The organism is Streptomyces sp. NPDC015130, from assembly GCF_043080005.1.
In the GTDB taxonomy this organism is placed as follows: Bacteria; Actinomycetota; Actinomycetes; order Streptomycetales; family Streptomycetaceae; genus Streptomyces.
Genome location: NZ_JBIBVC010000007.1, coordinates 118,942 through 143,270 on the forward strand (window position 1 = coordinate 118,942; position 24,329 = coordinate 143,270).

The window sequence follows — 24,329 nt, forward strand, 5'->3', positions numbered from 1 at the left end:
CGACGCCGACGCCGCCCCGGTCGCCGACGTCCCGTCACCCCGTGGCGCAGCCGTCCGTCGTCGCTCAGGGGCGGCGGGGCGGCGCGTTCCCCGGGGTTCCCCGCCTGCTTGAATGCGAGCGTGATCGAACTAGCGTTTTTCGCCGCGTTCGCCGCTCTCGTCGGGTGGCTGATGAGACGCAAGCAGCGGCAGCGGTCGGCCGCCGTCGCCGCCGGGGAGACGGCCGGGGTCCCCTGCATGCTCAAGTGGTCGGCGCACGGCTCCCGCTGGCGGGCCGGACGGCTGCTGATCGGAGAGGGTCCTCCGGTCTGGAGGGCCTCCTGGGGCTCGCGGGAGCTCGCGCTGCCGACCGACCTGCGCCGGACCGGAACGCGCTCGCCCTCCGCTCGCGAGGGGATGTCCATCAATCCGGGATCCCGGATCCTGGAGTACGCCTCGTCGGGCGGGGTCGTCCTGGTCGCGGTCATGCCCTACGAGCTGGACCTGGTGGCCAAGGCCCTGGAGAGCGCGTGACCGCGCCTCCCCGTCCGACGGGACAGGCCCCCGACCGGCGAGGCCCCGGAAAGGTGTAGCCACCACGGGCCCGTCCCGGTAGCGTGATCGCTCCATGTGCGAGCCGTCGAAGTCTCCACCTCGTCCCGACAGTTGGAGAGACGGCCGTCATGTCCTCCCTCGCCGCCCCCGTGTCCCTCGGCGCCCCCCGCCGCGCCTGGCTCACCGACCTGCCCGTCCTGCTCGTCGCCGTCGTCTGGGGCGCCAGCTACCTCGCCGCCAAGGGCATCACCACCACCCACACCGTCGTCGCGGTCCTCGTCCTGCGCTTCGCGGTGGTGCTGCCCGTCCTCGTCGTCGCCGGGTGGAGCAGGCTGCGCGCGCTCACCGCGGCCCAGTGGCGCGGCGCCGCCACCCTCGGACTGATCCTCAGCGGGATCTTCCTCCTGGAGACCTACGGGGTCGTCCACACCTCCGCCACCAACGCGGGCCTGATCATCAGCCTCACCATGATCTTCACCCCGCTCGCCGAGGCCGCCGTCACCAGGGTCAGGCCGCCCCGCGCCTTCCTCGCCGCCGCCGGGCTGTCCGTAGCCGGCGTCGTCCTGCTCACCCAGGGCGGCGGCTTCACCGCGCCCTCCCTCGGCGACCTCCTCATGCTGCTCGCCGCCCTCGCCCGTACCGTCCACGTCCTGGCCGTGTCCCGGATCAAGGCCGTCCGGTCGGCCGACCCGCTCTCCCTCACCACCGTCCAGCTCGGCTCCGTCTTCGCCGTCTTCGCCGTCATCGCGGCCTTCCCCGGGACAGGCGCCTCGCCCTGGGCCACGGCCCTCGACTTCGGCCCCCGCGAGTGGGCCGGGCTGCTCTTCCTTTCCGTCTTCTGCACGCTCTTCGCCTTCTTCGTGCAGATGTGGGCCGTGCGCCGCAGCTCCCCGTCCCGGGTCAGCCTGCTCCTCGGCACGGAGCCGCTCTGGGCCGCCGCCGCGGGCATCGCCCTCGCCGGCGACCGCCCCGGGCTCCTCGGCCTCGCGGGCGCGGTGCTCGTGCTCGCGGGGACCGGCTGGGGCCGCCGCGCGGCCGACGAGGACGCCCGGTAGGGCGTCCCCGCAGCCGGCGGACCGGTCACGCGGACTTCCGCACCCGGTCCGACACGATCATGAGGACCAGGCCGAGCGCGGCGATCACGATGTTCACGAACACCTCCCGGCCCTCCATGAACCACACGTTCTCGGTCAGGAAGCGCGTCAGCCCCATCAGCTTGAACCAGCCGTCGGTCAGCTCCCGGACCACCCCGCAGACCCCGAACACGACGAGCAGGAACCCGGTCACCTCAAGGAATCTCTTCATGACCCGATCATGGTCGGGTGATCGCTCCGGCCGCGTCCGCCTCCCGTCCACGGCCGCCCCTACCGAAGTATCGACCCGTGCGACTTAAGTAGCGTCCGGCCTCCGCCCTCACCCGCGCGGGGCCCCCGTCTGCGTACATTGCCGATATGACCCGTACGGAACGACAGAGCTGGCTGCTCCCCTCCCACCTGGTCGAACCGGGCGAGAGCGGCGCGGCCAGGCCCCGCCGTACCGTCCGCGACTGGATCGTCGACACCGCGCTCTTCCTCCTCGCGGCCCTCGTCGGACTCATCGCCGCCGACGCCGCCTCCGCGTACACCAGCGAGCCCGTCATCCTCTTCGACCAGCTCGCCGGCGCCGCCGCCTGCTGCGCCCTCTGGCTGCGCCGCCGCTGGCCCGTCGGGCTCGCCGTCGCCCTCTCCCTGGTCAGCGTCGTCGCCCCGGTCGCCGGCGGCGCCGTCCTCGCGAGCCTCTTCAGCGTCGCCGTCCGCCGCCCGTTCCGCGAGGTCGCCTGGATCGGGGCGCTCGCCGTCGCCGCCTCCACCGTCCAGGTCTTCGTCCGCCCCGACCCCACCCTCAACGCCGGCATCGGGATCGTCCTCGGCTTCGTCCTCATCCTCCTCGTGACCGCCTGGGGCATGCTCGTCCGCTCCCGGCGCCAGCTCGTCGAGGCCCTCCGCGAGCGCGCCCGCCGCGCCGAGGCCGAGGCCGAACTGCGCGCCGCCCAGGCCCAGCGGCTCGCCCGCGAGGCCATCGCCCGCGAGATGCACGACGTCCTCGCCCACCGGCTGACCCTGCTCAGCGTGCACGCCGGAGCCCTGGAGTTCCGGCCGGACGCCCCGCCCGAGCAGATCGCCCGCGCCGCCGGTGTCATCCGCGACAGCGCCCACGAGGCGCTCCAGGACCTGCGGGAGATCATCGGGGTCCTGCGGGCGCCCGGCGAGAACGGCGACGGGGACCGGCCCCAGCCGACCCTCGCCACGCTCGACGCGCTCGTCGCCGAGTCCCGCGAGGCCGGCGCGGACGTCGTCCTGGAACTCGACGTCGACACCGCCGAGGGTGCGCCCGCCGTCCCCGCCTCCACCGGCCGCACCGCGTACCGCATCGCCCAGGAGGGCCTGACCAACTGCCGCAAGCACGCCCCCGGCACCAAGGTCACCGTCACCGTCACCGGCCGGCCCGGCGAGGGCCTCGACGTCACCGTCCACAACCCCGCGCCCGCCGGACCCGTCCCGCACGTCCCCGGCTCCGGCCAGGGCCTCATCGGGCTCACCGAGCGCGCCGCCCTCGCCGGCGGCCGACTGGAGCACGGACCCGCCCCCGGCGGCGGATTCGCCCTGCACGCCTGGCTACCGTGGCCCTCATGACCATCCGGCTGCTCATCGTCGACGACGACCCCCTGGTCCGCGCGGGCCTCACCTTCATGCTCGGCGGCTCCGAGGACCTGGAGATCGTCGGCGAGGGCGCCGACGGCCGCGAGGTCCCCGAACTCGTCGACCGGCTCGCCCCGGACGTCGTCCTCATGGACATCCGCATGCCCCACGTCGACGGGCTCACCGCCACCGAACGCCTCCGCGCCCTCCCCGGCGCCCCCGAGGTCGTCGTCCTCACCACCTTCCACGCCGACGAGCAGGTGCTGCGCGCCCTGCGGGCCGGCGCCGCCGGCTTCGTCCTCAAGGACACCCCGCCCGTCGAGATCCTCGCCGCCGTCCGCCGGGTCGCCGCCGGGGACCCGGTGCTCTCGCCGGCCGTCACCCGCCAGCTGATGAACCGTGTCGCGGAGGAACCCGACCGGCCGGACCGGCGCGAGGAGTCCCGGCGCGCCGCGACCGCCGCGCGCCTCGCCGAACTGGCCGTACGGGAGAGGGAGGTGGCCGTCGCCGTCGGCAAGGGCCGCTCCAACGCGGAGATCGCCGCCGAGCTGTACATGAGCGTCCCCACGGTCAAGACCCACGTCTCGCGCGTCCTCGCCAAGCTCGGCCTCAACAACCGTGTCCAGATCGCGCTCCTCGTCCACGACGCGGGTCTCCTGGACGAGGAGGAGTGATCGCCGGTCGGTTAGTCTGCTGAGATGTCCGTCATCGAACTGGGGGAGTACGGCGCGGACTTCACCGCGAACCCGTACCCCTACTACGCCAAGCTCCGCGCCTCCGGCCCCGTCCACGAGGTACGCATGCCCGACGGCTACCAGTTCTGGCTGGTCGTCGGCCACGAGGAGGGGCGCGCCGCGTTCGCCGATCCGAGGCTCGCCAAGTCCCCCTCCGTCGTGGGCGTACGGCCGCCGGAGGAGGACGTCATCGGCGTCCACCTCCTCGCGGCGGACGCCCCCGACCACACCCGCCTCCGCCGGCTGGTCACCGGTGTCTTCACCGGCCGCCGTGTCGAGGCCCTGCGCCCCCGCATCGAGCGGCTCACCGAGGAACTCGCCGACGCCATGGAACCGGCCGGGCGCGCCGACCTCGTCGACGCCTACGCCTTCCCGGTGCCGATCACCGTCATCTGCGAACTCCTCGGGGTCCCCGCCGAGGACCGCGACACCTTCCGCGACTGGTCGAACGAGCTCGTCACCCCCGCGGGCGAGGACGGCTACCTCGGCGCCCTGCAGGGCTTCGCCGGCTACCTCGACGCGCTCATCGAGGACAAGCGCGCCGCGGGCCCCGCCGACGACCTTCTCTCCGGTCTCATCGCCGCCCGCGCGGAGGACGGCGACCGGCTCTCCGGGCCCGAACTCCGTGCCATGGCCTACCTGTTGCTCATCGCGGGCCACGAGACCACGGTCAACCTCATCTCGAACACCGTCCGCAACCTGCTCACTCACCCGGAGCAGCTGGCCGCCCTGCGCGCCGATCCCGGCCTCCTCGACGGGGCGATCGAGGAGTCCCTGCGGTACGACGGGCCGGTGGAGACCAGCACCTTCCGCTTCACCCGCGAGCCCGTCACCATCGGCGGCACCGAGATCCCGGCGGGCGCGAGCGTCCTCGTGGCGATCGGCGCGCTCGACCGCGACCCGGTCCGCTTCCCCGAACCCGACCGCTTCGACATCCGCCGCGACACCCGGGGCCACCTCGCCTTCGGCCACGGCATGCACTACTGCCTGGGCGCCCCGCTCGCCCGCCTGGAGGGCAGGATCGCCCTCCGTACCCTCCTGGACCGCTTCCCCCGGCTCGAACCGGACCCCGAGGCCGACCCCTGGGAGTGGGTGCCCGGCCTCCTCATCCGCGGCGTCCGCCACCTCCCGGTGCGGTGGTGAGCGGGGAGGGCGCGTTACGGCCGGTCCGGCGGATCAGCGCCGGCCCGGTCGCGGGGAGCGGCGGATCAGACCCCGGTCCGGCTGCCGGAAGCGGCGGATCAGACCCCGGTCCGGCTGCCGGAAGCGGAGGATCAGACCCCGGTCCGGCTGCCGGAAGCGGAGGATCAGACCCCGGTCCGGCTGCCGGAAGCGGAGGATCAGACCCCGGTCCGGCCGCCGGAAGCGGAGGATCAGACCCCGGCCCGGCCGGTCACGGCCGGACCGGCCTTCACGGAGCGCCCGCGGCCGGCCGGACCGGGCGCCGCTCCCGGCGGGACAGTTCGCAGGCCTCGGCGATCCGGAGCGCCGCCAGGGCCTCGGGGCCGTCGCACGGGTTGGGCGCCTCGCCGCGCACCAGCCGGACGAAGGCGGCGAGCTCCGCCTCGTACGCGGGGGCGAACCGCTCCAGGAACCCCGGCCAGGGCTTCCCCGGCGCCGGCGGCCCCTGCGGCTCCACCGAGGTCAGCGGGGTCCGGTCGTCGAGGCCCACCGCGATCTGGTCCCGCTCGCCCGCCAGCTCCAGCCGCACGTCGTACCCGGCGCCGTTGCACCGGGTCCCCGTCACCGTCACCAGCGTGCCGTCGTCCAGGGTGAGGAGCGCGGCGGCCGTGTCCACGTCCCCCGCCTCCCGGAACATCGCGGGACCCGCGTCCGAACCGGTCGCGTACACCTCGACGACCTCCCGCCCGGTCACCCACCGCACGATGTCGAAGTCGTGCACGAGACAGTCCCGGAAGAGCCCGCCGGAGAGCGGCAGGTACGCGGCGGGCGGCGGCTCCGGGTCGGACGTCGCCGCCCGTACGGTGTGCAGCCGGCCGAGCCGCCCCGACCGCACCGCCTCCCGCGCCGCCCGGTACCCCGCGTCGAAGCGGCGCATGAACCCGATCTGGAGCTCGGTGCCCGCCTCCGCCACGGCCCGCAGCGCCGTCCGGGTGCCGGGCACGTCCAGGGCGATCGGCTTCTCGCAGAAGACCGGCAGACCCGCACCGGCGGCCCGGGCGATCAGCTCCGCGTGCGCGGCCGTCGCCGAGGCGATCACCACCGCGTCCAGGGCGTGCCCGAGCAGCGCCGTCACATCGGGCGCGGCCTCCGCCCCGAGCGCCCCCGCGACCCCGGCCGCCCGCGTCGCGTCCGCGTCCGCCACGACCAGCGCCCCGACCTCCGGATGCCGGGCCAGCACCCCTGCGTGGAAGCTCCCGATCCGTCCCGTACCGATGAGTCCGATGCGCATGGCCCCACCGTGGAGCCGTACGACCCCGGTGTCAAGGATTGTCCGGACAACCGGACGTCAGGACGTCATGTCACCCCCGCCGCCGTCGGCTTCCGGTCGCCGGTGGGCCCGGTTACGCTCCCCCCGTGGCCAAGCAGTCCGGTTCCCCCCTGCCCCCGCTCTCCGTGGACCGCACCAGTCCGGTCCCGCTCTACTTCCAGCTCGCCCAGCAGCTGGAGGCCGCGGTGGAGGACGGGACGCTGCCCCCGGGGACGCTCCTCGGCAACGAGATCGAGCTCGCCGCCCGCCTCGGCCTCTCCCGCCCCACCGTCCGGCAGGCCATCCAGTCCCTCGTCGACAAGGGCCTCCTCGTCCGCCGCCGGGGCATCGGCACCCAGGTCGTCCACAGCAGGGTCCGGCGCCCGCTGGAGCTCAGCAGCCTCTACGACGACCTGGAGGCGGCGGGCCGCCGTCCCGCCACCCGGGTCCTCGCCAACCGCATCGAACCCGCCACCGCACCGGTCGCGGCCGCCCTCGGCGTACCCGAGGGCAGCGACGTCCACTACCTGGAGCGGCTGCGCACCGCCTACGGCGAGCCCATGGCGTACCTGCGCAACCATCTGCCCGCCGGGCTCCTCGGCCCGGACGAACCGGACACCGGCCGGCTGGAGACCACCGGCCTCTACCGGATGCTCCGGTCCGCCGCGCTCACCCTGCACAGTGCCCGCCAGTCCATCGGCGCCCGCGCCGCGACCCCGGAGGAGGCCGCGCTCCTCGACGAGCCGGAGGGCGCCCCGCTGCTCACGACGGAACGCGTCACGTACGACGACACCGGCCGCGCCGTCGAGTACGGATCCCATCTCTACCGGGCCTCCCGCTACTCCTTCGAGCTCCAGCTGATGGTGCGTCCGTAACCCGGCGCGGCCCCCCTGACCAGTGCCATGACCCGCATGACCGATACTGCAATGCACGCAGAAGGACACAAAGGAGGGCACGGCCTCGTGACCAGGCTTCGGACAGGAGGGGTACGGGCCGCCATCGGCGCCGTGCTCGCGCTCGCGCTCACAGGAGCGCTCGCGGGGTGCAGCAGCACCGGCGGGAAGCGGGCGGAGGACGCCCGCAAGGCCGCGGCGGCACAGGGCAGGGCGGCCGTCGACACCCCCCGCTGGACCTTCGCCATGGTGACCCACTCCGGCGACGGCGACACCTTCTGGGACATCGTCCAGAACGGCGCCAAGCAGGCCGCCGTCAAGGACAACATCAACTTCCTCTACGCGCACAGCGACGAGGCCCAGCAGCAGGCCCAGCTCGTCGACTCGTACGTCGCCAAGGGCGTCGACGGCCTGATCGTCACCCTCGCCAAGCCCGACGCGATGAAGGCCTCCGTCGAGAAGGCCGTCAAGGCCGGCATCCCGGTGATCACCGTGAACTCCGGGGCCGAGCAGTCCAAGGCCTTCGGCGCCCTCACCCACATCGGCCAGGACGAGGCCGTCGCCGGTGAGGCCGTCGGCGACGAGCTGGACGCGCGCGGGAAGAAGAAGGCCCTGTGCGTCCTGCACGAACAGGGCAACATCGGCCACGAGCAGCGCTGCGCCGGAGCGAAGAAGACCTTCGGCGGCGAGCTCGTGAACCTCTACGTCGACGGCACCAACATGCCCGACGTCAAGGCCTCCATCGAGGCCAAGCTCCAGTCCGACAAGGCCGTCGACGCCGTCGTCACCCTCGGCGCCCCCTTCGCCGACGCCGCCGTCCAGGCCGCGAAGAGCGCCGGGAGCACGGCCGAGGTCGACACCTTCGACCTCAACGCCAAGGTCGCCACCGCCCTCCAGGCCGGCACGCTCGGCTTCGCCGTCGACCAGCAGCCCTACCTCCAGGGGTACGAGGCCGTCGACCTGCTCTGGCTGTACCGCTACAACGCCGACGTCCTCGGCGGCGGCAAGCCGGTCCTCACCGGCCCCCAGATCATCACCAAGGACCAGGCGGGCGCGCTCAAGGAGTACGCGGAGCGGGGTACCCGATGAGCTCCACCGCCCCACCGTCCGACGGGATCGACCACGTCGACGAACGGCTTCTGCGCACCACCCCGCTGAAGAAGCTCCTCGCCCGCCCCGAGCTGGGCTCGGTCGTCGGCGCGCTCGCCGTGTTCGTCTTCTTCTCGGTCGCGGCCGACAGCTTCCTGCGCCCCGCGAGCCTCGGCACCGTGCTCTACGCGGCCTCCACCATCGGCATCATGGCCGTCCCGGTCGCCCTGCTGATGATCGGCGGCGAGTTCGACCTCTCCGCCGGTGTCCTCGTCACCAGCTCGGCGCTCGTCTCCTCGATGTTCAGCTACCAGATGACGGCGAACGTCTGGGTCGGCGTCGGCGTCTCGCTGCTCGTCACCCTCGCCATCGGCGTCTTCAACGGCTTCATGCTGACCCGCACCAAGCTGCCCAGCTTCATCATCACGCTCGGCACCTTCCTCATGCTGACCGGCCTGAACCTCGGCCTCACCAAGCTCATCAGCGGCACCGTCTCCACCAAGACCATCGCCGACATGGAGGGCTTCCCGTCCGCCCGCAAGCTCTTCGCCTCCCAGGTCACCGTCGGCGGCGTCGAGCTCAAGGTCACCATCCTGTGGTGGCTCGGCCTCGTCGCCCTCGCCACCTGGATCCTGCTCCGCACCCGCTTCGGCAACTGGATCTTCGCGGTCGGAGGCGGCGCCGACGCGGCCCGAGCGGTCGGCGTCCCGGTCCACCGGACGAAGATCGGCCTCTACATGGGCGTGGCCTTCTGCGCCTGGATCTCCGGCCAGCACCTGCTCTTCTCCTTCGACGTTGTCCAGTCGGGCGAAGGCGTCGGCAACGAGCTGATCTACATCATCGCGGCCGTCATCGGCGGCTGCCTGATCACCGGCGGATACGGCTCCGCCATCGGAGCGGCGGTCGGCGCCCTCATCTTCGGCATGACGAGCAAGGGCATCGTGTACGCCGAATGGAACCCCGACTGGTTCAAGTTCTTCCTGGGAGCGATGCTCCTCCTGGCGACCCTGCTCAACGCCTGGATCCGCAAGCGCGTGGAGGCCACCAAGTGACGACGGCGACGAAGACCGAGTCCGTGCCGCTCGTCGAGCTCGACGACGTCAGCAAGTACTACGGCAACATCCGGGCCCTCGAAGGGGTCTCCCTGGAGGTCCGCTCCGGCGAGATCACCTGCGTCCTCGGCGACAACGGCGCCGGCAAGTCCACCCTCATCAAGATCGTCGCCGGTCTCCACCGGCACGACGCCGGCGGCTTCCGCATCGAGGGCGAGGAGGTCACCCTCGCCAACCCGCGCGAAGCCCTCGACCGGGGCATCGCCACCGTCTACCAGGACCTCGCCGTCGTCCCCCTCATGCCCGTCTGGCGGAACTTCTTCCTCGGCTCCGAGCCCACCAAGGGCTCCGGCCCCTTCAAGCGGCTCGACGTCGACCTCATGCGGACCACCACCCGCGAGGCGCTGCTCCGCATGGGCATCGACCTGCGCGACGTCGACCAGCCCATCGGGACCCTCTCCGGCGGCGAGCGCCAGTGCGTGGCCATCGCCCGCGCCGTCCACTTCGGGGCCAAGGTCCTCGTCCTCGACGAGCCGACCGCCGCCCTCGGCGTCAAGCAGTCCGGGGTCGTCCTGAAGTACGTGGCCGCCGCGCGTGACCAGGGCCTCGGCGTGGTCCTCATCACGCACAACCCCCACCACGCCTACCTGGTCGGCGACCGGTTCGTCCTGCTCAAGCGGGGCGTGATGGCCGGAAGCCACACCAAGAGCTCCGTCACGCTCGACGAGTTGACCCGCCAGATGGCCGGCGGCACCGAGCTGGAGGACCTCCGCCACGAGCTGGAACGGCCGTCCGAGACGTAACGGCCGCCACACACCCCACCTGGCAGAATCGGAACCGATGAGTACCTACCGCGACCGCACCCTCCCCCAAGCTCTCCGAGCAGGGGGGACCCCCAGATCTGCCCGGGGCACGGTGTTGAGGACCGTCGGGACCCGGGAGCGGCGCTCCCACCTGACGGCGCCCCGCGTGCCGACCGTCGGCATCGACATCGGCGGTACGAAGGTCATGGCCGGGGTCGTCGACGCGGACGGCAACATCCTGGAGAAGCTCCGCACCGAGACCCCGGACAAGTCCAAGAGCCCCAAGGTCGTCGAGGACACCATCGTCGAGCTCGTCCTCGACCTCGCCGACCGGCACGACGTGCACGCCGTCGGCATCGGCGCCGCCGGCTGGGTCGACGCCGACCGGGCCAGGGTCCTCTTCGCCCCGCACCTCGCCTGGCGCAACGAGCCCCTCAGGGACTCCCTCCAGGCCCGGCTCGCCGTCCCCGTCATGGTCGACAACGACGCCAACACCGCCGCCTGGGCCGAGTGGCGCTTCGGCGCCGGACGCGGTGAGGACCACCTCGTCATGATCACCCTCGGTACGGGCATCGGCGGCGCTATCCTGGAGGACGGCCAGGTCAAGCGGGGCAAGTACGGCGTCGCCGGCGAGTTCGGGCACATGCAGGTCGTCCCCGGCGGCCACCGCTGCCCCTGCGGGAACCGCGGCTGCTGGGAGCAGTACAGCTCGGGCAACGCCCTCGTGCGCGAGGCCCGCGAGCTCGCCGCCGCCGACTCCCCGGTGGCGTACGAGATCATCGAGCGGGTCAAGGGCAGCATCCCCGACATCACCGGACCGCTCATCACCGAGCTGGCCCGCGAGGGCGACGCCATGAGCATCGAGCTGCTCCAGGACATCGGGCAGTGGCTCGGCGTCGGCATCGCCAACCTCGCCGCCGCCCTCGACCCCTCCTGCTTCGTCATCGGCGGTGGTGTCTCCGCCGCCGACGACCTCCTCATCGGCCCCGCCCGCGACGCCTTCCGCCGCCATCTCACCGGCCGCGGCTACCGCCCCGAGGCCCGTATCACCCGCGCCCAGCTCGGCCCCGAGGCCGGCATGGTCGGCGCCGCCGACCTCGCCCGTCTCGTCGCCCGCCGCTTCCGCCGCGCCAACCGGCGCCGCGTCGAGCGGTACGAACGCTACGAGCGCTACGCCCAGGCCCTGCGCAGCGGGACCTCGGGCCGGACCGCCCGTACTCCCGAGGACCCCTCTTCATGACCCTGCCCCACCAGTCCCAGCAGTCCCACGAGACCCAGCAGTCCCAGCTGCCCCACCGGTCCGACGGGAAGCTCCCGGAGGACCACCGGCACATGATCCGGCGCCGCTGGATCACGGCCGTCATCATCGTGCTGCTCGTCGGCATCCCCGCCGGCTACCTCGTCGTCTCCGCGGGCCAGAGCCGTGCGAGCGGCCGCGACAAGGAGCGCGAGTCCTCGGCGGCCGGCCTCCAGACCAACCCGCCCTCCTGGATGAAGCGCCGGGTCTTCGAGGTCCCCGTTCCCTATGGAGCCTGGGACGTCGCGTACTACGAGACCAGCAACTGGAAGACCAGCCGCCTCTACGTCCAGTTCACGACGGACGCCTACGGCCTCGACTTCTTCCTCTTCAACGCCGGCACCTCCCGCTCCCAGCTCACCCCGGGGCGGATCACCATCGGCGACCGGGACTCCGAGATCGTCGGCTGGACCTTCCACGAGGGCACGACCTGGTCGGGCACGACCGTCAAGCGCGAGGAACCGCGCCCGACCACCGACATCACCGTCGACCTCACCGACCCGGCCTTCCCCCGCGTCTACGCCGTCTCCACCACGACTCCCTAGGGAGTCGTCCCCGACGGCGGAAGGCGGTGCCACGCCGGGGGTACCGGTGTGACACCGCCTCGGTCCGGGACCGTCACGGCGAGTGGAGTGCCCACCTGCTGCCGTCGACCGGCGTCGTGCCCGGCAGGGCGATCAGCTCGGGCTTGAAGAGCGGCGGCGAGTCCATCGCCGGCTCCCAGGTCGCCAGCTTCTCGTCCTGCGGGACCTCGACCCGCCTGCCCTCGGCGAGGTCGGCGACCACCTTCACGAGCAACCGGACCCCGAGCGGGGCCAGGTGCTCGCGCCACAGGCTCCGCGCGGTCGAACCCGGGGGCACGAACACGTGCTGCTGGGCGGCGAGCGGGCCGCCGTCGGTCCGCTCGGTGAGGTGGTAGACGCTCCCGCCCGTCACCTTGTCGCCGTCACGGACCGTCCACCGGATCGCGTCCCGGCCGCGGTGCAGCGGCAGCAGGCTCGGGTGGTAGCCGATGGTGGCGATCGTGGCCCGGGCCCGGGTCCTGCGGCCCAGGAAGGCGTGCGAGTGCGCGGCGACGATCACGTCCACCCCGTCCGGGACGTGCATCGCCCGCAGCTCGGCCGAGTCCGTCCAGGGGATGCCCCGGGGGAACGCCCAGGCCCGCAGACGGTCCCAGCACATCGCGTTGCCCTCGTCGGACTGTCCCTTGCGCAGCCGGGGCGCGGACACACCGGAGATCTTGTGTCCCTCGTCCAGCAGGGCGTCCGCGACCTGGACCGCGAACCCCCCTCGTCCGGAGATGAAGATGTTCACTCGTCCACCGCCGACGCGAACTGCCGCTCGACATGGTCGAGGGCGCCCTCGCGGTCGGGGCCCGAGTGCACGACCCGCCAGCCCTTCGGCACGTCCAGGTGCGGCCGCCACAGCGCGTACTGCCCGGCGGCGTTCACCACGACCTGCCAGTCGCCCTCGCCGGCGTCGAAGGGGCTACCGTTCATCAGTCGACCTCTTTCAGTCCGGAGTGATCGGGCAGGAACCGCACCGGCAGTGTGGAGAACCCGGTCAGGAAGTTGGACCGGATCGGCAGCGACTCCGCCGTCTGCTCGAATCCGGTGGTGAAGTCCCGTAATGCCACGAGGAGTTCGGCGATCTCCACCTTGGCCAGGTACGAGCCGACGCAGAAGTGCGGGCCGTAGCCGAAGGCCAGGTGCTTGTTGGGGGTACGGCCGAGGTCGAACGTGTCCGGCCGGTCGAAGACCCGCTCGTCGCGGTTCCCGGAGGCGTGCCAGAGCGTGAGGATCTCGCCCGGCCGCAGCCGTACGCCGTGCAGTTCGGTCTCGCGGACGACGCTGCGCCCGAAGTGCATCGTGGGCGAGGCCCAGCGCAGCACCTCGTCCACCGCGGTGTCGATCGCGACCTCGCCGTGCTTGAGCCGCCGCCACTCCTCCGGCTGAGCCGCGAGCGTGCGTACGCAGTCGATCATCGTGAGCCGGCTGGTCTCGTCGCCGCCGATGATCAGGCTGTAGCAGTTGAGCACGACGTCCTCGTCGGACAGCGGCACCCCGTCGACGGAACTGCCGACGAGCATGCTGATCACGTCGTCGCCCGGCGACTCGCGCCGCTCCTCGACGATGTCCATGAAGTACATGAGGATCTCGTTGCGGGCCATCTCGGACTCGACCTCGCCGACGCCCTCGTCCTCGGTCGACAGCGCGGCCTTGGTGAGGGAGAGCAGGAACTCCCGGTCCTCCTCGGGCACGCCGAGCAGGCTGGAGATCGTCGTCATCGGGATCCGCCCGGCGATCTCCTCGGCGAACTCGCAGCCGCCGCTCGCGACCGCCTCGCGGATCCAGCGCCGAGTGTTGAGCCGTACCGTACGCGCGACCTCGTCGAGCACCCTCGGCGAGAGCACCCGCTGGAGGATCTTGCGCAGCTCGTGGTGGCGTGGCCCGTCGGTGACGGCCAGCATCCGGCCGGCGCCGGCGTCCCCGCCGCCCAGCAGGGTGACCAGCACGTTCCCGCGCTCGGACGTGAAGTTCACGTCGTCCCGGTAGGCGGCCATGATGTCCTCGTGGCGGGAGAGCACCCAGAAGCCCTTGCGGCCGCCGGCCGGCGGGTTCCAGTGCACCGGCGCGGTGTCCCGCAGGGTGCGCCAGAACGGGCCGAGGTCGCGCTCCGCGAAGGTGGCCGGGTCGCCCAGGTCCACCGTGTCCGTCCCGATGTGCGGTGCCGTCGTCGTCACGGTCACCAGTCCGTACGCCAGAAGCGGCGCGGCCGGAAGGGGTAGGTGGGCAGCGGCACGCGGTGGCTCGCCTCCCCGAGGTGCAGGGAGCCGAAGTCCACCCGCTGTCCCGTCACCCAGGCCCCGGCCAGCGCGGTCAGCTCGGGCACCGCCTCCGCGTCCCGCCCGGACAGCACGATCCCCTCGTCGTTGCGGCGGAAGGAGTCCCCGTCCACGCGCGGCGCCGAGGCGGTCGTGACGGCCGGACCCCCGGCGGGGCCGGCGGCCAGGGCGTCGATCAGCTCCGCGCGGCTGCGGACGACGGCCGCCCACCGGCGCTCCATCACCTTGCGGCCCAGGTTGAGGCTGAAGCAGACGTCGTCGAGACGCAGCTCGGGGCGGGCGATCAGCCACTCCCGCAGCCGTGCCCGCTGCCGGTCCAGCGCCTCGTCGTCCAGCGCGGACAGCGTGGCCAGCCGCGGCCTGCCCTCGGCCTCGGGGGCGCGGTCGGCGACCGTGGGCGGCTCCTCCAGGACGAGGTGGGCGTTGTAGCCGCCGCCGCCGATCGAGGTGATGCCGGCCCGGCGGATGCCGGACTCCGACTCCCAGTCGGCGGTCTCCAGCTGGGGAACGAACGGGGTGCTGGGGAAGTCGAGGTCCTGGTTGACCTCGGTCAGGTTGATCGTCGCCGGCAGCTTCTTGTGGAAGAGGGCGAGTGCGGCCTTCATCGCGCCGAAGCCGCCCGAGACCACACCGCCGTGGCCCACGTTGCCCTTGACCCCGCCGATGGAGGCGGTGCCGGTCTGCTTGCCGAACGCCATGCTCGCCGCGTGCACCTCCAGCTCGTCGGTCATGGGCAGGCCCAGGCCGTTGGCCTCGTACATCGACACGGTGTCCGGGTCGACACCCCCGACCTCCATGGCACTGGCGATGCAGGCGCTCAGCCGCTCGGGCTGGGCCAGGCCGTAGGCCATCGCGCTGACGCCGTTGTTGTTGACGGCCGAGCCCTTGACGACCGCGTAGATGTGGTCCCGGTCGGCGACGGCCTGTCCCAGCGGCTTGAGCAGGACGGTGACGACACCGCTCGACAGGGCCGTGCCGGTGCCGTTGGCGTCGAAGGGACGGCAGTGGCCGTCCTTGGAGAGGATGCGGTTCTCCTCCCACAGGTGGCCGCGGGGGTGCGGCAGACGGACCATCGCGCCACCCGCGACGGCCATGTCCGTCTGGCCCAGCAGCAGCGACTGACAGGCCAGGTGCACCGCGTAGTGGAAGCCGGCGCAGACGGCGGCGACGGTCACGGCCTCACCGGTCAGCCCCATGTAGTAGAGGGCGTTGGACGTCATGGTGTCCGGCGACCAGGCCAGACTCGCCTCGATCGCCTCGGGGCCGACCGACACCCGGTCCGGCGGCGAGCTGTAGAGCGCGGCGGTCTGCGGGTTGTTGGCGCCGTACATGCCGATCTCGGCCCTGAGCCGGTCGGGGTCGTAGCCGCCGTCCTCCAGCGTCTCCCAGGCGCTCTCCAGGAACAGCCGGTTCTCCGGGGTCATCGCGGCCGCCATGCGGTCGCTGATGCCGAACACCGAGGGGTCGAACGTGTCGTACGTGTCGAGCACGCCGCAGGCGCGGACGTAGAACGGGCTGTGGATCAGGGTCTCGTCGACGTGGATGTCGTCCTTCTCCAGGAAGGACACGGACTCCCGGCCGTGGACGAGGTTGTCCCAGAACTGTTCCTTGGTGCGGGCGCCGGGCGCCCGGAGGGACATGCCGATGACGGCCACGTCACCCGGGTCGTAGTCCTGCTCGGGGCTGTCGGTCATGAGGAAGCTCCTGCTTCGAGGTGGTTGCCGAGCGGCAAGTGGGAGTGGGTGGACGACAGGTGACGCAGCATCAGCTGTCGGTGGGGGTGGCGGCGCGGCCGCGCAGTGCTGCGCGGCGGGCGCCGGCCCGGCGGCGGGCCGACTCGACGATCTCGGGAGTGGCGCCGCTCTCGGCGTCGAGCCAGCGGGCCAGCGAGGCGATGTCCCGGAAGCTGAAGAGGTCGGGCACGCGGACGCGGCGGTCGAACCGCCGGGTCATCAGCCGGGCGAGGCGGACGAGCAGCAGCGAGTCGCCGCCCAGGTCGTAGAAGGCGGCCTGGACGTCGATGCCCGCCGGTTCGAGGTCCAGGAGCTGGCCCCAGATCTCCGCGAGCGCCACCTCGGTCGGCGTCGTGGCCGCCCGCAGCGGCGCACCGGTGGCGGCGGCCGGCGGATCGGGCAGTGCGGCGCGGTCGAGCTTCCCGCCCGGCGCCAGGGGGAGCGCGGTCAGGAAGACGATCGTCCCCGGCACCATGTAGTCGGGCAGCTCGGCGGCGAGCCCGCCGGTGAGGGCGGTCTGCCGCTCGGCGTCGAGCCACACGGCCCCGCCGTCCCGGGACCCGCCGTCCGGGTCGTCCTCCGGCACCACGTAGCCGACGAGCCTGTTGCCGCGGACGACGGCGGCGGCCTCGCGGACCCCGGGGCGCCCGGTCAGCCGCGCCTCGACCTCCTCCAGCTCGATGCGGAAGCCGCGCAGCTTGACCTGGTGGTCCGAGCGTCCGCCGAACCGCAGCTCGCCGTCCTCGGTGAACGTGACGACGTCACCGGTGCGGTACATGCGCTCGCCGTCCAGGAACGGGTCCGGCACGAACCGCTCGGCCGTGGTGCGCGGCCGGTTGACGTAGCCGTGGGCGAGCCCGACCCCGCCGACGTAGAGCTCGCCGGGTACACCGGCCGGCAGCGGCTTCAGGTTCTCGTCGAGGACGTAGGCACGCGCGTTGGACGAGGGCGTACCGATCGAGGGCTCGTCGGTCCCGTCCTCCGGCACCCACTTGTGCGAGCTGAAGACGGTCGCCTCGGTCGGGCCGTAGGCGTTGTAGACCCGGTCGGCGCCGGTCTCCCGGTACGCCCGGTCCACCAGCTTGCGCCGCAGGGGCTCGCCGCCGAACACGACCGTCCGCACGTTCGGCGGCAGACCGCCGGCGTCGAGCAGGCCGTTCATCACCGAGGGGACGACGTTGAGGTGGGTGATCCGGTCGGCGTACGGGCTGTCCGGCAGGTGCACGGAGCTCTGCACGAGCACGACGGCGCCGCCGCGGCACAGCGCGGGGAAGATCTCCATCACCGACATGTCGAAGCAGATCGAGCTCGCCGCCGAGATGCCGCTCATGTCGCGGCCCTCGAAGATCCGGTCCATCTCGGACAGCATGGCGACGCACCCGCCGTGGTGGACTGCCACGCCCTTCGGCAGGCCGGTGGAGCCCGAGGTGTAGATGATGTACGCGGTGTCCTCGGGCACGACCGGCACGGGCCGGTCGCCGGGCTCGGTCGTCACGCCGTCGCCCAGCACGACCACGGTCGGCCCGGCCGGGCAGTTGGCGCGGGACGCGGGCGTGGTCAGCAGGAGGCGGGTCCCGCTGTCCCGGACCATGAAGGCCAGTCGCTCGGCGGGGTAGTTCGGGTCCAGGGGCAGGTAGCAGGAGCCGGTGCGCAGCACGGCCAGGACGGCGACGAGCAGGTCGGGGGTGCGCTCGACGCAGATGCCGACCGGGACGCCGGGGCCCGCGCCGTCGGCGAGCAGTCGCTCGGCCAACTCCCGCGAGCGATCGTTCAGTTCGCCGTAGCTCAGGACGCCGGCTTCGGAGTAGACCGCGGGCGCGCCCGGGTTCTTGACCGCCTGCTCGACGAACTCGGAGTGCAGGGTCTCGGTCACCGGTTCGTCTCCTCGGCCTCCGGGAGACCGCTCGCTGCGATGTCCCGCAGCGCCAGGTCGGGTCGGGCGATCGAGTCGAAGAGCACGGTGCGGTAGAGCGCGAGCAGTGCCGTCACGGTTTCCTTCTCCAGGTAGCTGGGTTTGTACTGGATGTGGCCGACGACCTCGCCGTCGATGTCGGCCATCGAGATCTCCAGGTCGAACTTGGCGAGGTGCCTGCGCACCTGGAGCGGTTCGAGCGGGAGGGCGCCGTCGGGGGCGATGGTGTCGCCGATGCCGTGGAAGAGCTTCACGGACCGGGGGAACGCCTCGGACGAGAGCCAGTTCACGACCACGTCGAACCACGGGGAGCGGCCCTCGGCCCGCGGCGGCTTCAGCTGGGAGGCCAGCAGGTCGAGCGGGTAGTTCATGTGCTCGACCAGGCCGAGCGAGAAGGCGTGGACCTCGCCCAGCAGGTCGCGGAAGGTGCGGTCCCCGGAGGGCTCCGCCCTCACCAGCACGGTGTTGAGGTAGTAGCCGATGGCCGATTCCCAGCCGGATTCGGCACGTTGGGCGATGGCCGTGGCGAGGACGGAGTCCTCGACCCCGGCCGCGCGGTTGAGCGTGGCGAAGAAGCCGGCCAGCACGACGGTGCTGATCGACACGCCCTCGCGGACCGCGAACTCCCGGAGCAGCCGCGTCTCCTCCGCGCTCCAGCGGAGCGTGAGGTCACGGCCCTCGTAGGTGACGCCCGGGGGCCTCTCCCCGGTGGACAGGTCGAGGTGGGCGGGCGGGTCGGCCAGCTTCCGGGACCACCAGTCCAGCGCCGCCCCGGCCGCCGGGCCGTCCAGCCACTCCCGCTCCCACGCCACGAACTCCGTGTAGGGGGGGACCGGTTCACGGTCGGCCGGGTCGGCGCCCTCGTAGAACTCCTGGAGTTCGCGGATCATCACGTCGGCCGAGGCCGCGTCCGAGGCGATGTGGTGGACGAGCACCAGCAGGAAGTGGTCCGCCGGGCCGCGCCTCATCAGCACCACCCGCACGAGCGGACCGTGGTCCAGGTCCAGCGGCTCGTGCCCGTACTCGGCCAGCTCCTCGCGGGCCTCCTCGTCGTCCAGCTCGGAGCTGTCCACGACGAGGAACTCGTACACCGGCTCGTCCAGGACGACCTGGTGCGGCCGCCCGCCGGCCTCGACGAAGAGGGTGCGCAGGGCGGGATGCCGTTCCATCACGGCCCGCACGGCGGCGTCGAGCGTCTTCTCGTCGACCTCGGCACGGATCCGGGCGGCGACCATGAAGTTGTACGGCACGGCGTCCGGCGAGACCTGCTGCATGAACCACAGCGAGGCCTGGCCGTGCGAGGCCGCCGCCACTTCGAGCCCGAGGCCGTCGGCGCGCAGCTGTTCGGCGGCCGGGGCGTCGGAGGGCTCCAGGAGTCCGCGCGCGGCCAGTTCCTCGACGAGCTCCTCGGCGTCCAGCTCGGACAGGTCGTCCAGGAACGACCGGGTCGGCCCGGCCTCCGGAGCGGCCGGTTCCGGCTTCCCCCCGGTGACCGGCGCCGGAGCGGTCCGCGCGGCGGCGGGTGGCCCGACGGTCTCGACGACATGGGCGACGACCTCGGAGATGGAGCGGCCGTCCAGGAACACCACCGGCGACACCCGGTGCCCGAACAGCGACTGGAGCCGGTTGACGAGGCGGATCGCGAGCATCGAGTCGAGGCCGAAGTCCCGCAGACCGGCCCCGCCGTCGAGCTTGTCCGCCGGCACGCCCAGTGCCTCGGCGAGCTCGTCGAGGACGACCTCGGCGAGCGGCCTGTCCGGCACCGGCGCGGTGAGGGACGCGGCGGACACGTCGGAGGACGCGACGGCGGACTCGGCGACGGCCGTGGCCACTCCCGCGGCCACGGACTCCGTCCCGGTCCCGGCGGCCGCCGTCGACCCGAGGCGGGGGAGGGGCGTGGTGTCCAGCCAGTAGCGGTCCTTCTGCCACTGCACGAGCGGGGTCTCCACGACCTCGGCGTCGTCGGCGAACAGCGGGTCGAAGGTCAGCGGCAGGCCCCTGACGTACAGCGAGGCGGCGGCCCCCAGCAGGCAGCGGACGTCGCTCTCCCCGCGCCGCAGGGAGTTGATCGCGTGCACCTGGGCGCCCCGGTTCAGCGCGATCTCCTCGACCGCGCCGCGCAGCGTCTCGTGCGGGCCGATCTCGATGAAGGTGCCGACGCCCTCGTCGACCAGCGTGCCGATCGTCTCGGCGAACCGCACCTGGTTGCGCAGGTTGTGCACCCAGTAGTCGACGTCCGTCACCGGGTCCACCGTGTCGGCGAGCGCGGTGGAGCGGAACTCGATCGAGTTCCTCGACGGGCTGATGCCGTCGATGAGTTCGCGCAGCGGCTCGATCAGCGGGTCCATGCCGGGGCTGTGCACCGGCCGCTCGACCCGGATCCTCCGGGTCGAGACCCCCGCCTCGCGGAGGTCGGCCTCCAGGGCGTCGATCGCCTCGGGCGAGCCGGACACCGCCGCGCTGGTCGGGCTGTTCACCACGGCGACGGCCGCGTGCTCCGCGTACGGGGCGAGCCTCGGCAGCAGCTCCTGCTCCGGCAGGTCGACCGAGATCATGGCCCCGGCCGCCGCCTTCCGTTCGAGCAGGTGCGAGCGGGCGACCACGACACGGGCGGCGTCCTCCAGGGACAGCGAACCGGCGACGCAGGCGGCGGCGACCTCGCCCAGGCTGTGCCCGACGACGGCCGTCGGCTCGATGCCGAGGCCGAGCCAGACCTTCGCCAGCGAGACCTGGAGTGCGAACAGCACGGGCTGCTGGAAGTCCATCTCCTCGTACCGGGCCTCGTCGGCCGGGGCGGCGAGCTGGTCGAGGACCGAGCAGCCGCCGGCCGCGCGCACGGCGGCGTCGCAGGCGGTCATCCACGTACGGAACCCGGTGTGCGTGCGCAGCAGCTCCCGGCCCATGCCGACCCACTGCGTGCCGCCGCCGGAGAACACCAGCGCCACCCGCCGGTCGCCGTTGCCGGAGACCGTGCCCGTGACGACGTCGGGGTGCGACTGGCCGGCGGCGACGCGGGCGAGTCCGTCGAGGACGTCCTGCCGGTTCCGGGCGAACAGCGCGATCCGCCGGCCGTGGTGCGTACGCCTGGTCGCGAGCGTGTACGCGAGGTCGGAGACCCGCAGACCCGGGTCGCGCTCGACGTGGTTGGACAGCTCGCGGCAGGTGTCGGCCAGCGCCTCCTCGGTGCGTGCCGTGACGGGGACGAGGTGGACCCGCTCGTCGGGCGCGGTGTCGCCCCGGCTCGGCGTGACGTGCCGTCCCCGGTCGCCCGCGAGGAACGGGGTGGCCGTGACGGGGTGCCCCGCCGCGTACAGCCTGCCGAGCGAGTCGAGCAGCGTCCAGGCCTCGTCGGTGCCGCGCCGCATCGAGGGCAGCGTGGCCGCCGTCGGCAGGATCTCGGCCACGGACTTGAGCAGGACGGGGTGGGGGCTGATCTCGACGACCGCGTCGACGTCGTGGTCCCGCAGGGCCGTCAGGGCGTCGACCACCCGGATCTCCCGGCGCAGGTTGTCCGCCCAGTACTCCGGCCCGAGCTCCGCGCCGTCGACGAGCTCGCCGGTGACCGTCGAGACCATCGGGACGCGGGTGGTGCGGGGCCGGATGCCGTCGAGTTCGACCTTCAGCGGGGCGAGGACGTGGTCGACCAGCGGCGAGTGCGGGGCGTGGCCCATCCGGACCCGGTGGCTCGTGACGCCCTCGTCGGTGAGCCGCTGGACGAGTGCGTCGATCTCCTCCGGGCCGCCGGTGACCAGCGTCGAGTTCAGGCCGTTGTGGCCCGCGATCGTGAGCCGGCCGGTCAGGTACGGCCTGACGGCCTCGGCACCGGTCGTGACAACGATGCCGTCGCCGCGCCCGACGGCGAGCTGCTGGAGGAGACGGCCGTGGTGGGCGGCCAGCCGGGACGCGTCCTCGAAGTCGAGCGCGCCGGCGATGTGGGAGGCGGCGAACTCGCCGACGCTCTGCCCCACGACGACGTCCGGCTCCACGCCCAGGGACCGCCAGGTGTCGGCCAGGGCGACCTGGAGGGAGAAGAGGAGCGGCTGGAAGACGTCCATGTCGTCGATCCGGCCGTCGGCCGAGGTCAGCTGCTCGACGAGCGAGAAGCCGAGCAGCTCCCGCATCCGCTTGTCGGAGCGCGTCAGGGAGCGGCGGAACACGGGATTGCCGGCGAGCAGCTGCCGGCCCATGCCGACCCACTGCGAGCCGTTGCCCGAGAAGAGGAAGGCCACCCGGGGCTTGCGCGCGGCCGTCTCCCCGGTGCTCAGCCCGGCGACCGGTGTGTCGGCGGCGAAGGCGTCCAGCTGCGTCCTGAGCTCGGTCAGGTCACGGGCCGCGGCGGCGAGGCGGAACGTTCCTTCACCGGGAGTACGCCGACAGATCGCCCGCAGGTCGTTCTCGGCGGTCAGCGCCGCGGCCCGCTCGGCCAGCGCCTCCCGGGAGTCCGCGGCCAGCAGCAGCAGGCTGCCCTCGGAGCGCGGCAGTTCCTCGACGACGACATGACAGATCGCGCCGCCGAAGCCGAACGAGCTGACGCCGCCCCGCCGGGCGTCGGAGCGCCGGGGCCAGGGCGTGAGCCGGTCCTGGACGGTGAGGTTGTACTCGTCGAACAGGATCTGGGGGTTCGGGGAGGAATAGTGCAGGCTCGGCGGCAGCACGCCGTTGCGGATCGACATCGCGAGCTTGACCAGGCCGACGATGCCGGCCGCCGCCTCCAGATGCCCGACGTTGGACTTGACGGAGCCGAGCCGCAGCGGCTCGGCGCGGTCGGCGCCGCCCAGGACCGCGCCGATGGCGTTGGCCTCGATCGGGTCGCCGAGGGGCGTCGCGGAGCCGTGGCACTCGATGTAGTCGACGAGGGAGGGAGCGATGCCGGCCCGTCGGTACGCGTTGCGGAGCATCAGCTCCTGCGCCTGGGGGTTCGGAGCGGTCATGCCGTTGCTCAGCCCGTCGTTCTGCGAGGAGCTGCCCTTGATGACGCAGTACACGGGCAGGTCGCGTTCGAGGGCCACGCTCAGCGGTGCGAGGACGACGACGCCGGCTCCCTCGCCGCGCACGTAGCCGTTCGCCCGGGCGTCGAAGGACTTGCAGCGGCCGTCCGGGGCGAGCGCGCCCATCGCGTCCATGGCGGTGTAGTAGTCGGAGACGAAGCTCAGGTTCACGCCGCCGGCGAGCACCAGCTCGCTCTCGCCCAGCCAGATCGACTGACAGCCCGCGTGCACGGACACCAGCGAACCGGCGCAGGCGGCGTCGATGGCCATGCTCGGGCCCTGGAGACCGAGCACGTACGAGACGCGGTTGGCGATGATGCCGTCGTGCATGCCGGTCGCGGTGTGCGGGGTGATCTGGACGTCGGGCCCGCGGTAGTGCGCCAGCGCGGCGTAGTCGCCCCAGCAGGAGGCCATGAACACACCGGTCTCGGTGCCGACGAGGCTGTCGGGCGCGACCCCCGCGTCCTCCAGCGCCTCCCAGGCCAGTTCGAGTATCAGCCGCTGCTGGGGGTCCATCTGGACGGCTTCGCGGGGGGAGATGCCGAAGAAGAGCGGATCGAACTGGTCGATGCCGTCGATGAACCCGCCCCAGCGGGCCGAGCCGCGCAGCAGCTCACGGCGCGCGGCCGGCACCGGTCCGACGGCGTCCCGGCCCTCGGACAGCAGCTTCCAGAACGCCGAGGGGTCCGGTCCGCCGGGGAACCGGCAGCCGATGCCGACGATCGCGACGGGCTCGTGCGAGGCGGCCTTGCGCTCCCGGCCCGCGGCGGGGCCGGGGCCGCTCTCCGCCCCACGCCGACCCGCGGCGACCGCACGGGACAGCTCGTCTACGGAGGGGTACTGCCACATCCAGGTGACAGGGACCTTCCAGCCGACGAACTCGGACAACGAGGTGGCGAGACGGGTGAACTTGAGCGAGTCGAGACCGTACCGGTGCATCGGTGTCCAGCGGTCCACCGCGTCCCTGGGCAGGTCCATCAGCTCGACGACGTGGGAGAGAAGGAACTCGGCTACGGCACGTGGATCTGGTTCTGCGCGCTCTTGGGGCATGACGGCTCCTCAGCAGGGCGTGTGTGGGGGTGACCGCGGCGCACCTGAGGCCGTGCCGGTGGGCACGGCCGGGGCCGGCGGTCTCGAAATGACTCCCGTCGAGTCATCCTGGCCGATTCGGATCGGGATCTGATTCAGGACTTCTTCCCGGCGGTCAGGCCGCCGGGCGTGCATCACGCGTCTCCTGGCCGCGTCGCTCCGCGACTGCGATTCCAGGCCTTGAACTGACGGGCTGACATGGCCCGTATGACGAAGTAGTTGCCCCGACCGACCAACATCACGATGCCATC

Annotated in this window: 19 protein-coding genes; 11 read left to right on the forward strand and 8 right to left on the reverse strand. The window is 72.7% G+C overall.

Annotated elements, in window-relative coordinates:
- The first annotated feature begins 120 nt into the window (after nt 1-120).
- Together ACF08F_RS16685 and ACF08F_RS16690 are read left to right on the forward strand one after the other, a co-directional pair.
- Entirely contained in the window at nt 121-513 is a 393-nt protein-coding gene (locus tag ACF08F_RS16685; RefSeq protein ID WP_392299222.1) for a hypothetical protein, read from the forward strand.
- A gap of 149 nt (nt 514-662) precedes the next feature.
- Complete coding sequence (locus ACF08F_RS16690) at nt 663-1,589, forward strand: DMT family transporter (RefSeq protein ID WP_392299223.1); 927 nt, start codon at nt 663-665, stop codon at nt 1,587-1,589.
- Nucleotides 1,590-1,614: 25 nt separating this feature from the next.
- On the opposite strand, the gene ACF08F_RS16695 is transcribed toward ACF08F_RS16690, so the two are convergent.
- Nucleotides 1,615-1,839, reverse strand: coding sequence for a hypothetical protein (locus ACF08F_RS16695; protein WP_392299224.1), 225 nt, complete (start codon nt 1,837-1,839; stop codon nt 1,615-1,617).
- Nucleotides 1,840-1,985: 146 nt separating this feature from the next.
- Here ACF08F_RS16695 and ACF08F_RS16700 point away from each other — a divergent pair, with 146 nt between their 5' ends.
- From ACF08F_RS16700 to ACF08F_RS16710, 3 genes are read left to right on the forward strand one after another with little or no spacing between them, the layout of a single operon-like run.
- On the forward strand, nt 1,986-3,206 hold the full coding sequence (locus ACF08F_RS16700; RefSeq protein WP_392299225.1) for a sensor histidine kinase: 1,221 nt from the start codon (nt 1,986-1,988) through the stop codon (nt 3,204-3,206).
- Nucleotides 3,203-3,886: a response regulator gene (locus ACF08F_RS16705; protein WP_392299226.1), complete on the forward strand. Its 684-nt coding sequence runs from the start codon at nt 3,203-3,205 to the stop codon at nt 3,884-3,886. Before ACF08F_RS16700 ends, ACF08F_RS16705 begins: the two co-directional genes overlap by 4 nt.
- Before the next feature lie 24 nt (nt 3,887-3,910).
- Nucleotides 3,911-5,089 carry a cytochrome P450 gene (locus tag ACF08F_RS16710; RefSeq protein WP_392299227.1) on the forward strand — a complete coding sequence of 393 codons (1,179 nt, stop codon included), beginning with the start codon at nt 3,911-3,913 and terminating at the stop codon, nt 5,087-5,089.
- A 268-nt stretch (nt 5,090-5,357) separates the two neighbouring features.
- Here ACF08F_RS16710 and ACF08F_RS16715 read toward each other — a convergent pair whose 3' ends face one another.
- A complete protein-coding gene (locus tag ACF08F_RS16715; protein WP_392299228.1) occupies nt 5,358-6,359 on the reverse strand; it encodes a Gfo/Idh/MocA family oxidoreductase in 1,002 nt (333 codons plus the stop codon).
- Nucleotides 6,360-6,523: 164 nt separating this feature from the next.
- Here ACF08F_RS16715 and ACF08F_RS16720 point away from each other — a divergent pair, with 164 nt between their 5' ends.
- The 6 genes from ACF08F_RS16720 (at nt 6,524) to ACF08F_RS16745 (ending at nt 12,056) form a co-directional block, all read left to right on the forward strand.
- Entirely contained in the window at nt 6,524-7,252 is a 729-nt protein-coding gene (locus ACF08F_RS16720; RefSeq protein WP_392299524.1) for a GntR family transcriptional regulator, read from the forward strand.
- Between the two features lie 123 nt (nt 7,253-7,375).
- Nucleotides 7,376-8,359 (forward strand): sugar ABC transporter substrate-binding protein, encoded by a 984-nt coding sequence (locus tag ACF08F_RS16725; RefSeq protein WP_392299525.1) that lies wholly within the window; start codon nt 7,376-7,378, stop codon nt 8,357-8,359.
- Entirely contained in the window at nt 8,356-9,411 is a 1,056-nt protein-coding gene (locus tag ACF08F_RS16730; RefSeq protein ID WP_392299229.1) for an ABC transporter permease, read from the forward strand. Before ACF08F_RS16725 ends, ACF08F_RS16730 begins: the two co-directional genes overlap by 4 nt.
- Nucleotides 9,408-10,214 (forward strand): ATP-binding cassette domain-containing protein, encoded by an 807-nt coding sequence (locus tag ACF08F_RS16735; protein ID WP_392299230.1) that lies wholly within the window; start codon nt 9,408-9,410, stop codon nt 10,212-10,214. The genes ACF08F_RS16730 and ACF08F_RS16735 overlap by 4 nt, the downstream gene beginning before the upstream one ends.
- Before the next feature lie 37 nt (nt 10,215-10,251).
- A complete protein-coding gene (locus tag ACF08F_RS16740) occupies nt 10,252-11,454 on the forward strand; it encodes an ROK family glucokinase (RefSeq protein ID WP_392299231.1) in 1,203 nt (400 codons plus the stop codon).
- Nucleotides 11,451-12,056 carry a hypothetical protein gene (locus ACF08F_RS16745; protein WP_392299232.1) on the forward strand — a complete coding sequence of 202 codons (606 nt, stop codon included), beginning with the start codon at nt 11,451-11,453 and terminating at the stop codon, nt 12,054-12,056. The genes ACF08F_RS16740 and ACF08F_RS16745 overlap by 4 nt, the downstream gene beginning before the upstream one ends.
- Nucleotides 12,057-12,129: 73 nt before the next feature.
- Here the strand turns inward: ACF08F_RS16745 and ACF08F_RS16750 are convergent, their stop codons facing one another.
- The 6 genes from ACF08F_RS16750 to ACF08F_RS16775 all read right to left on the reverse strand — a co-directional run bounded on the left by ACF08F_RS16750 (nt 12,130) and on the right by ACF08F_RS16775 (nt 24,039).
- Entirely contained in the window at nt 12,130-12,825 is a 696-nt protein-coding gene (locus tag ACF08F_RS16750) for a formyltransferase family protein (protein ID WP_392299233.1), read from the reverse strand.
- Nucleotides 12,822-13,010 carry an MbtH family NRPS accessory protein gene (locus tag ACF08F_RS16755; RefSeq protein ID WP_392299234.1) on the reverse strand — a complete coding sequence of 63 codons (189 nt, stop codon included), beginning with the start codon at nt 13,008-13,010 and terminating at the stop codon, nt 12,822-12,824. Before ACF08F_RS16755 ends, ACF08F_RS16750 begins: the two co-directional genes overlap by 4 nt.
- The gene (locus ACF08F_RS16760; RefSeq protein WP_392299235.1) at nt 13,010-14,260 is read right to left on the reverse strand and encodes a cytochrome P450; all 1,251 of its coding nucleotides are present in this window, start codon (nt 14,258-14,260) and stop codon (nt 13,010-13,012) included. Before ACF08F_RS16760 ends, ACF08F_RS16755 begins: the two co-directional genes overlap by 1 nt.
- Complete coding sequence (locus ACF08F_RS16765; RefSeq protein ID WP_392299236.1) at nt 14,257-16,050, reverse strand: beta-ketoacyl synthase N-terminal-like domain-containing protein; 1,794 nt, start codon at nt 16,048-16,050, stop codon at nt 14,257-14,259. The genes ACF08F_RS16760 and ACF08F_RS16765 overlap by 4 nt, the downstream gene beginning before the upstream one ends.
- 70 nt (nt 16,051-16,120) lie before the next feature.
- Nucleotides 16,121-17,962, reverse strand: a complete 1,842-nt coding sequence (locus ACF08F_RS16770) for an amino acid adenylation domain-containing protein (protein WP_392299237.1) — start codon at nt 17,960-17,962, stop codon at nt 16,121-16,123.
- Complete coding sequence (locus ACF08F_RS16775; protein ID WP_392299238.1) at nt 17,959-24,039, reverse strand: acyltransferase domain-containing protein; 6,081 nt, start codon at nt 24,037-24,039, stop codon at nt 17,959-17,961. Before ACF08F_RS16775 ends, ACF08F_RS16770 begins: the two co-directional genes overlap by 4 nt.
- Nucleotides 24,040-24,329 lie beyond the last annotated feature (290 nt).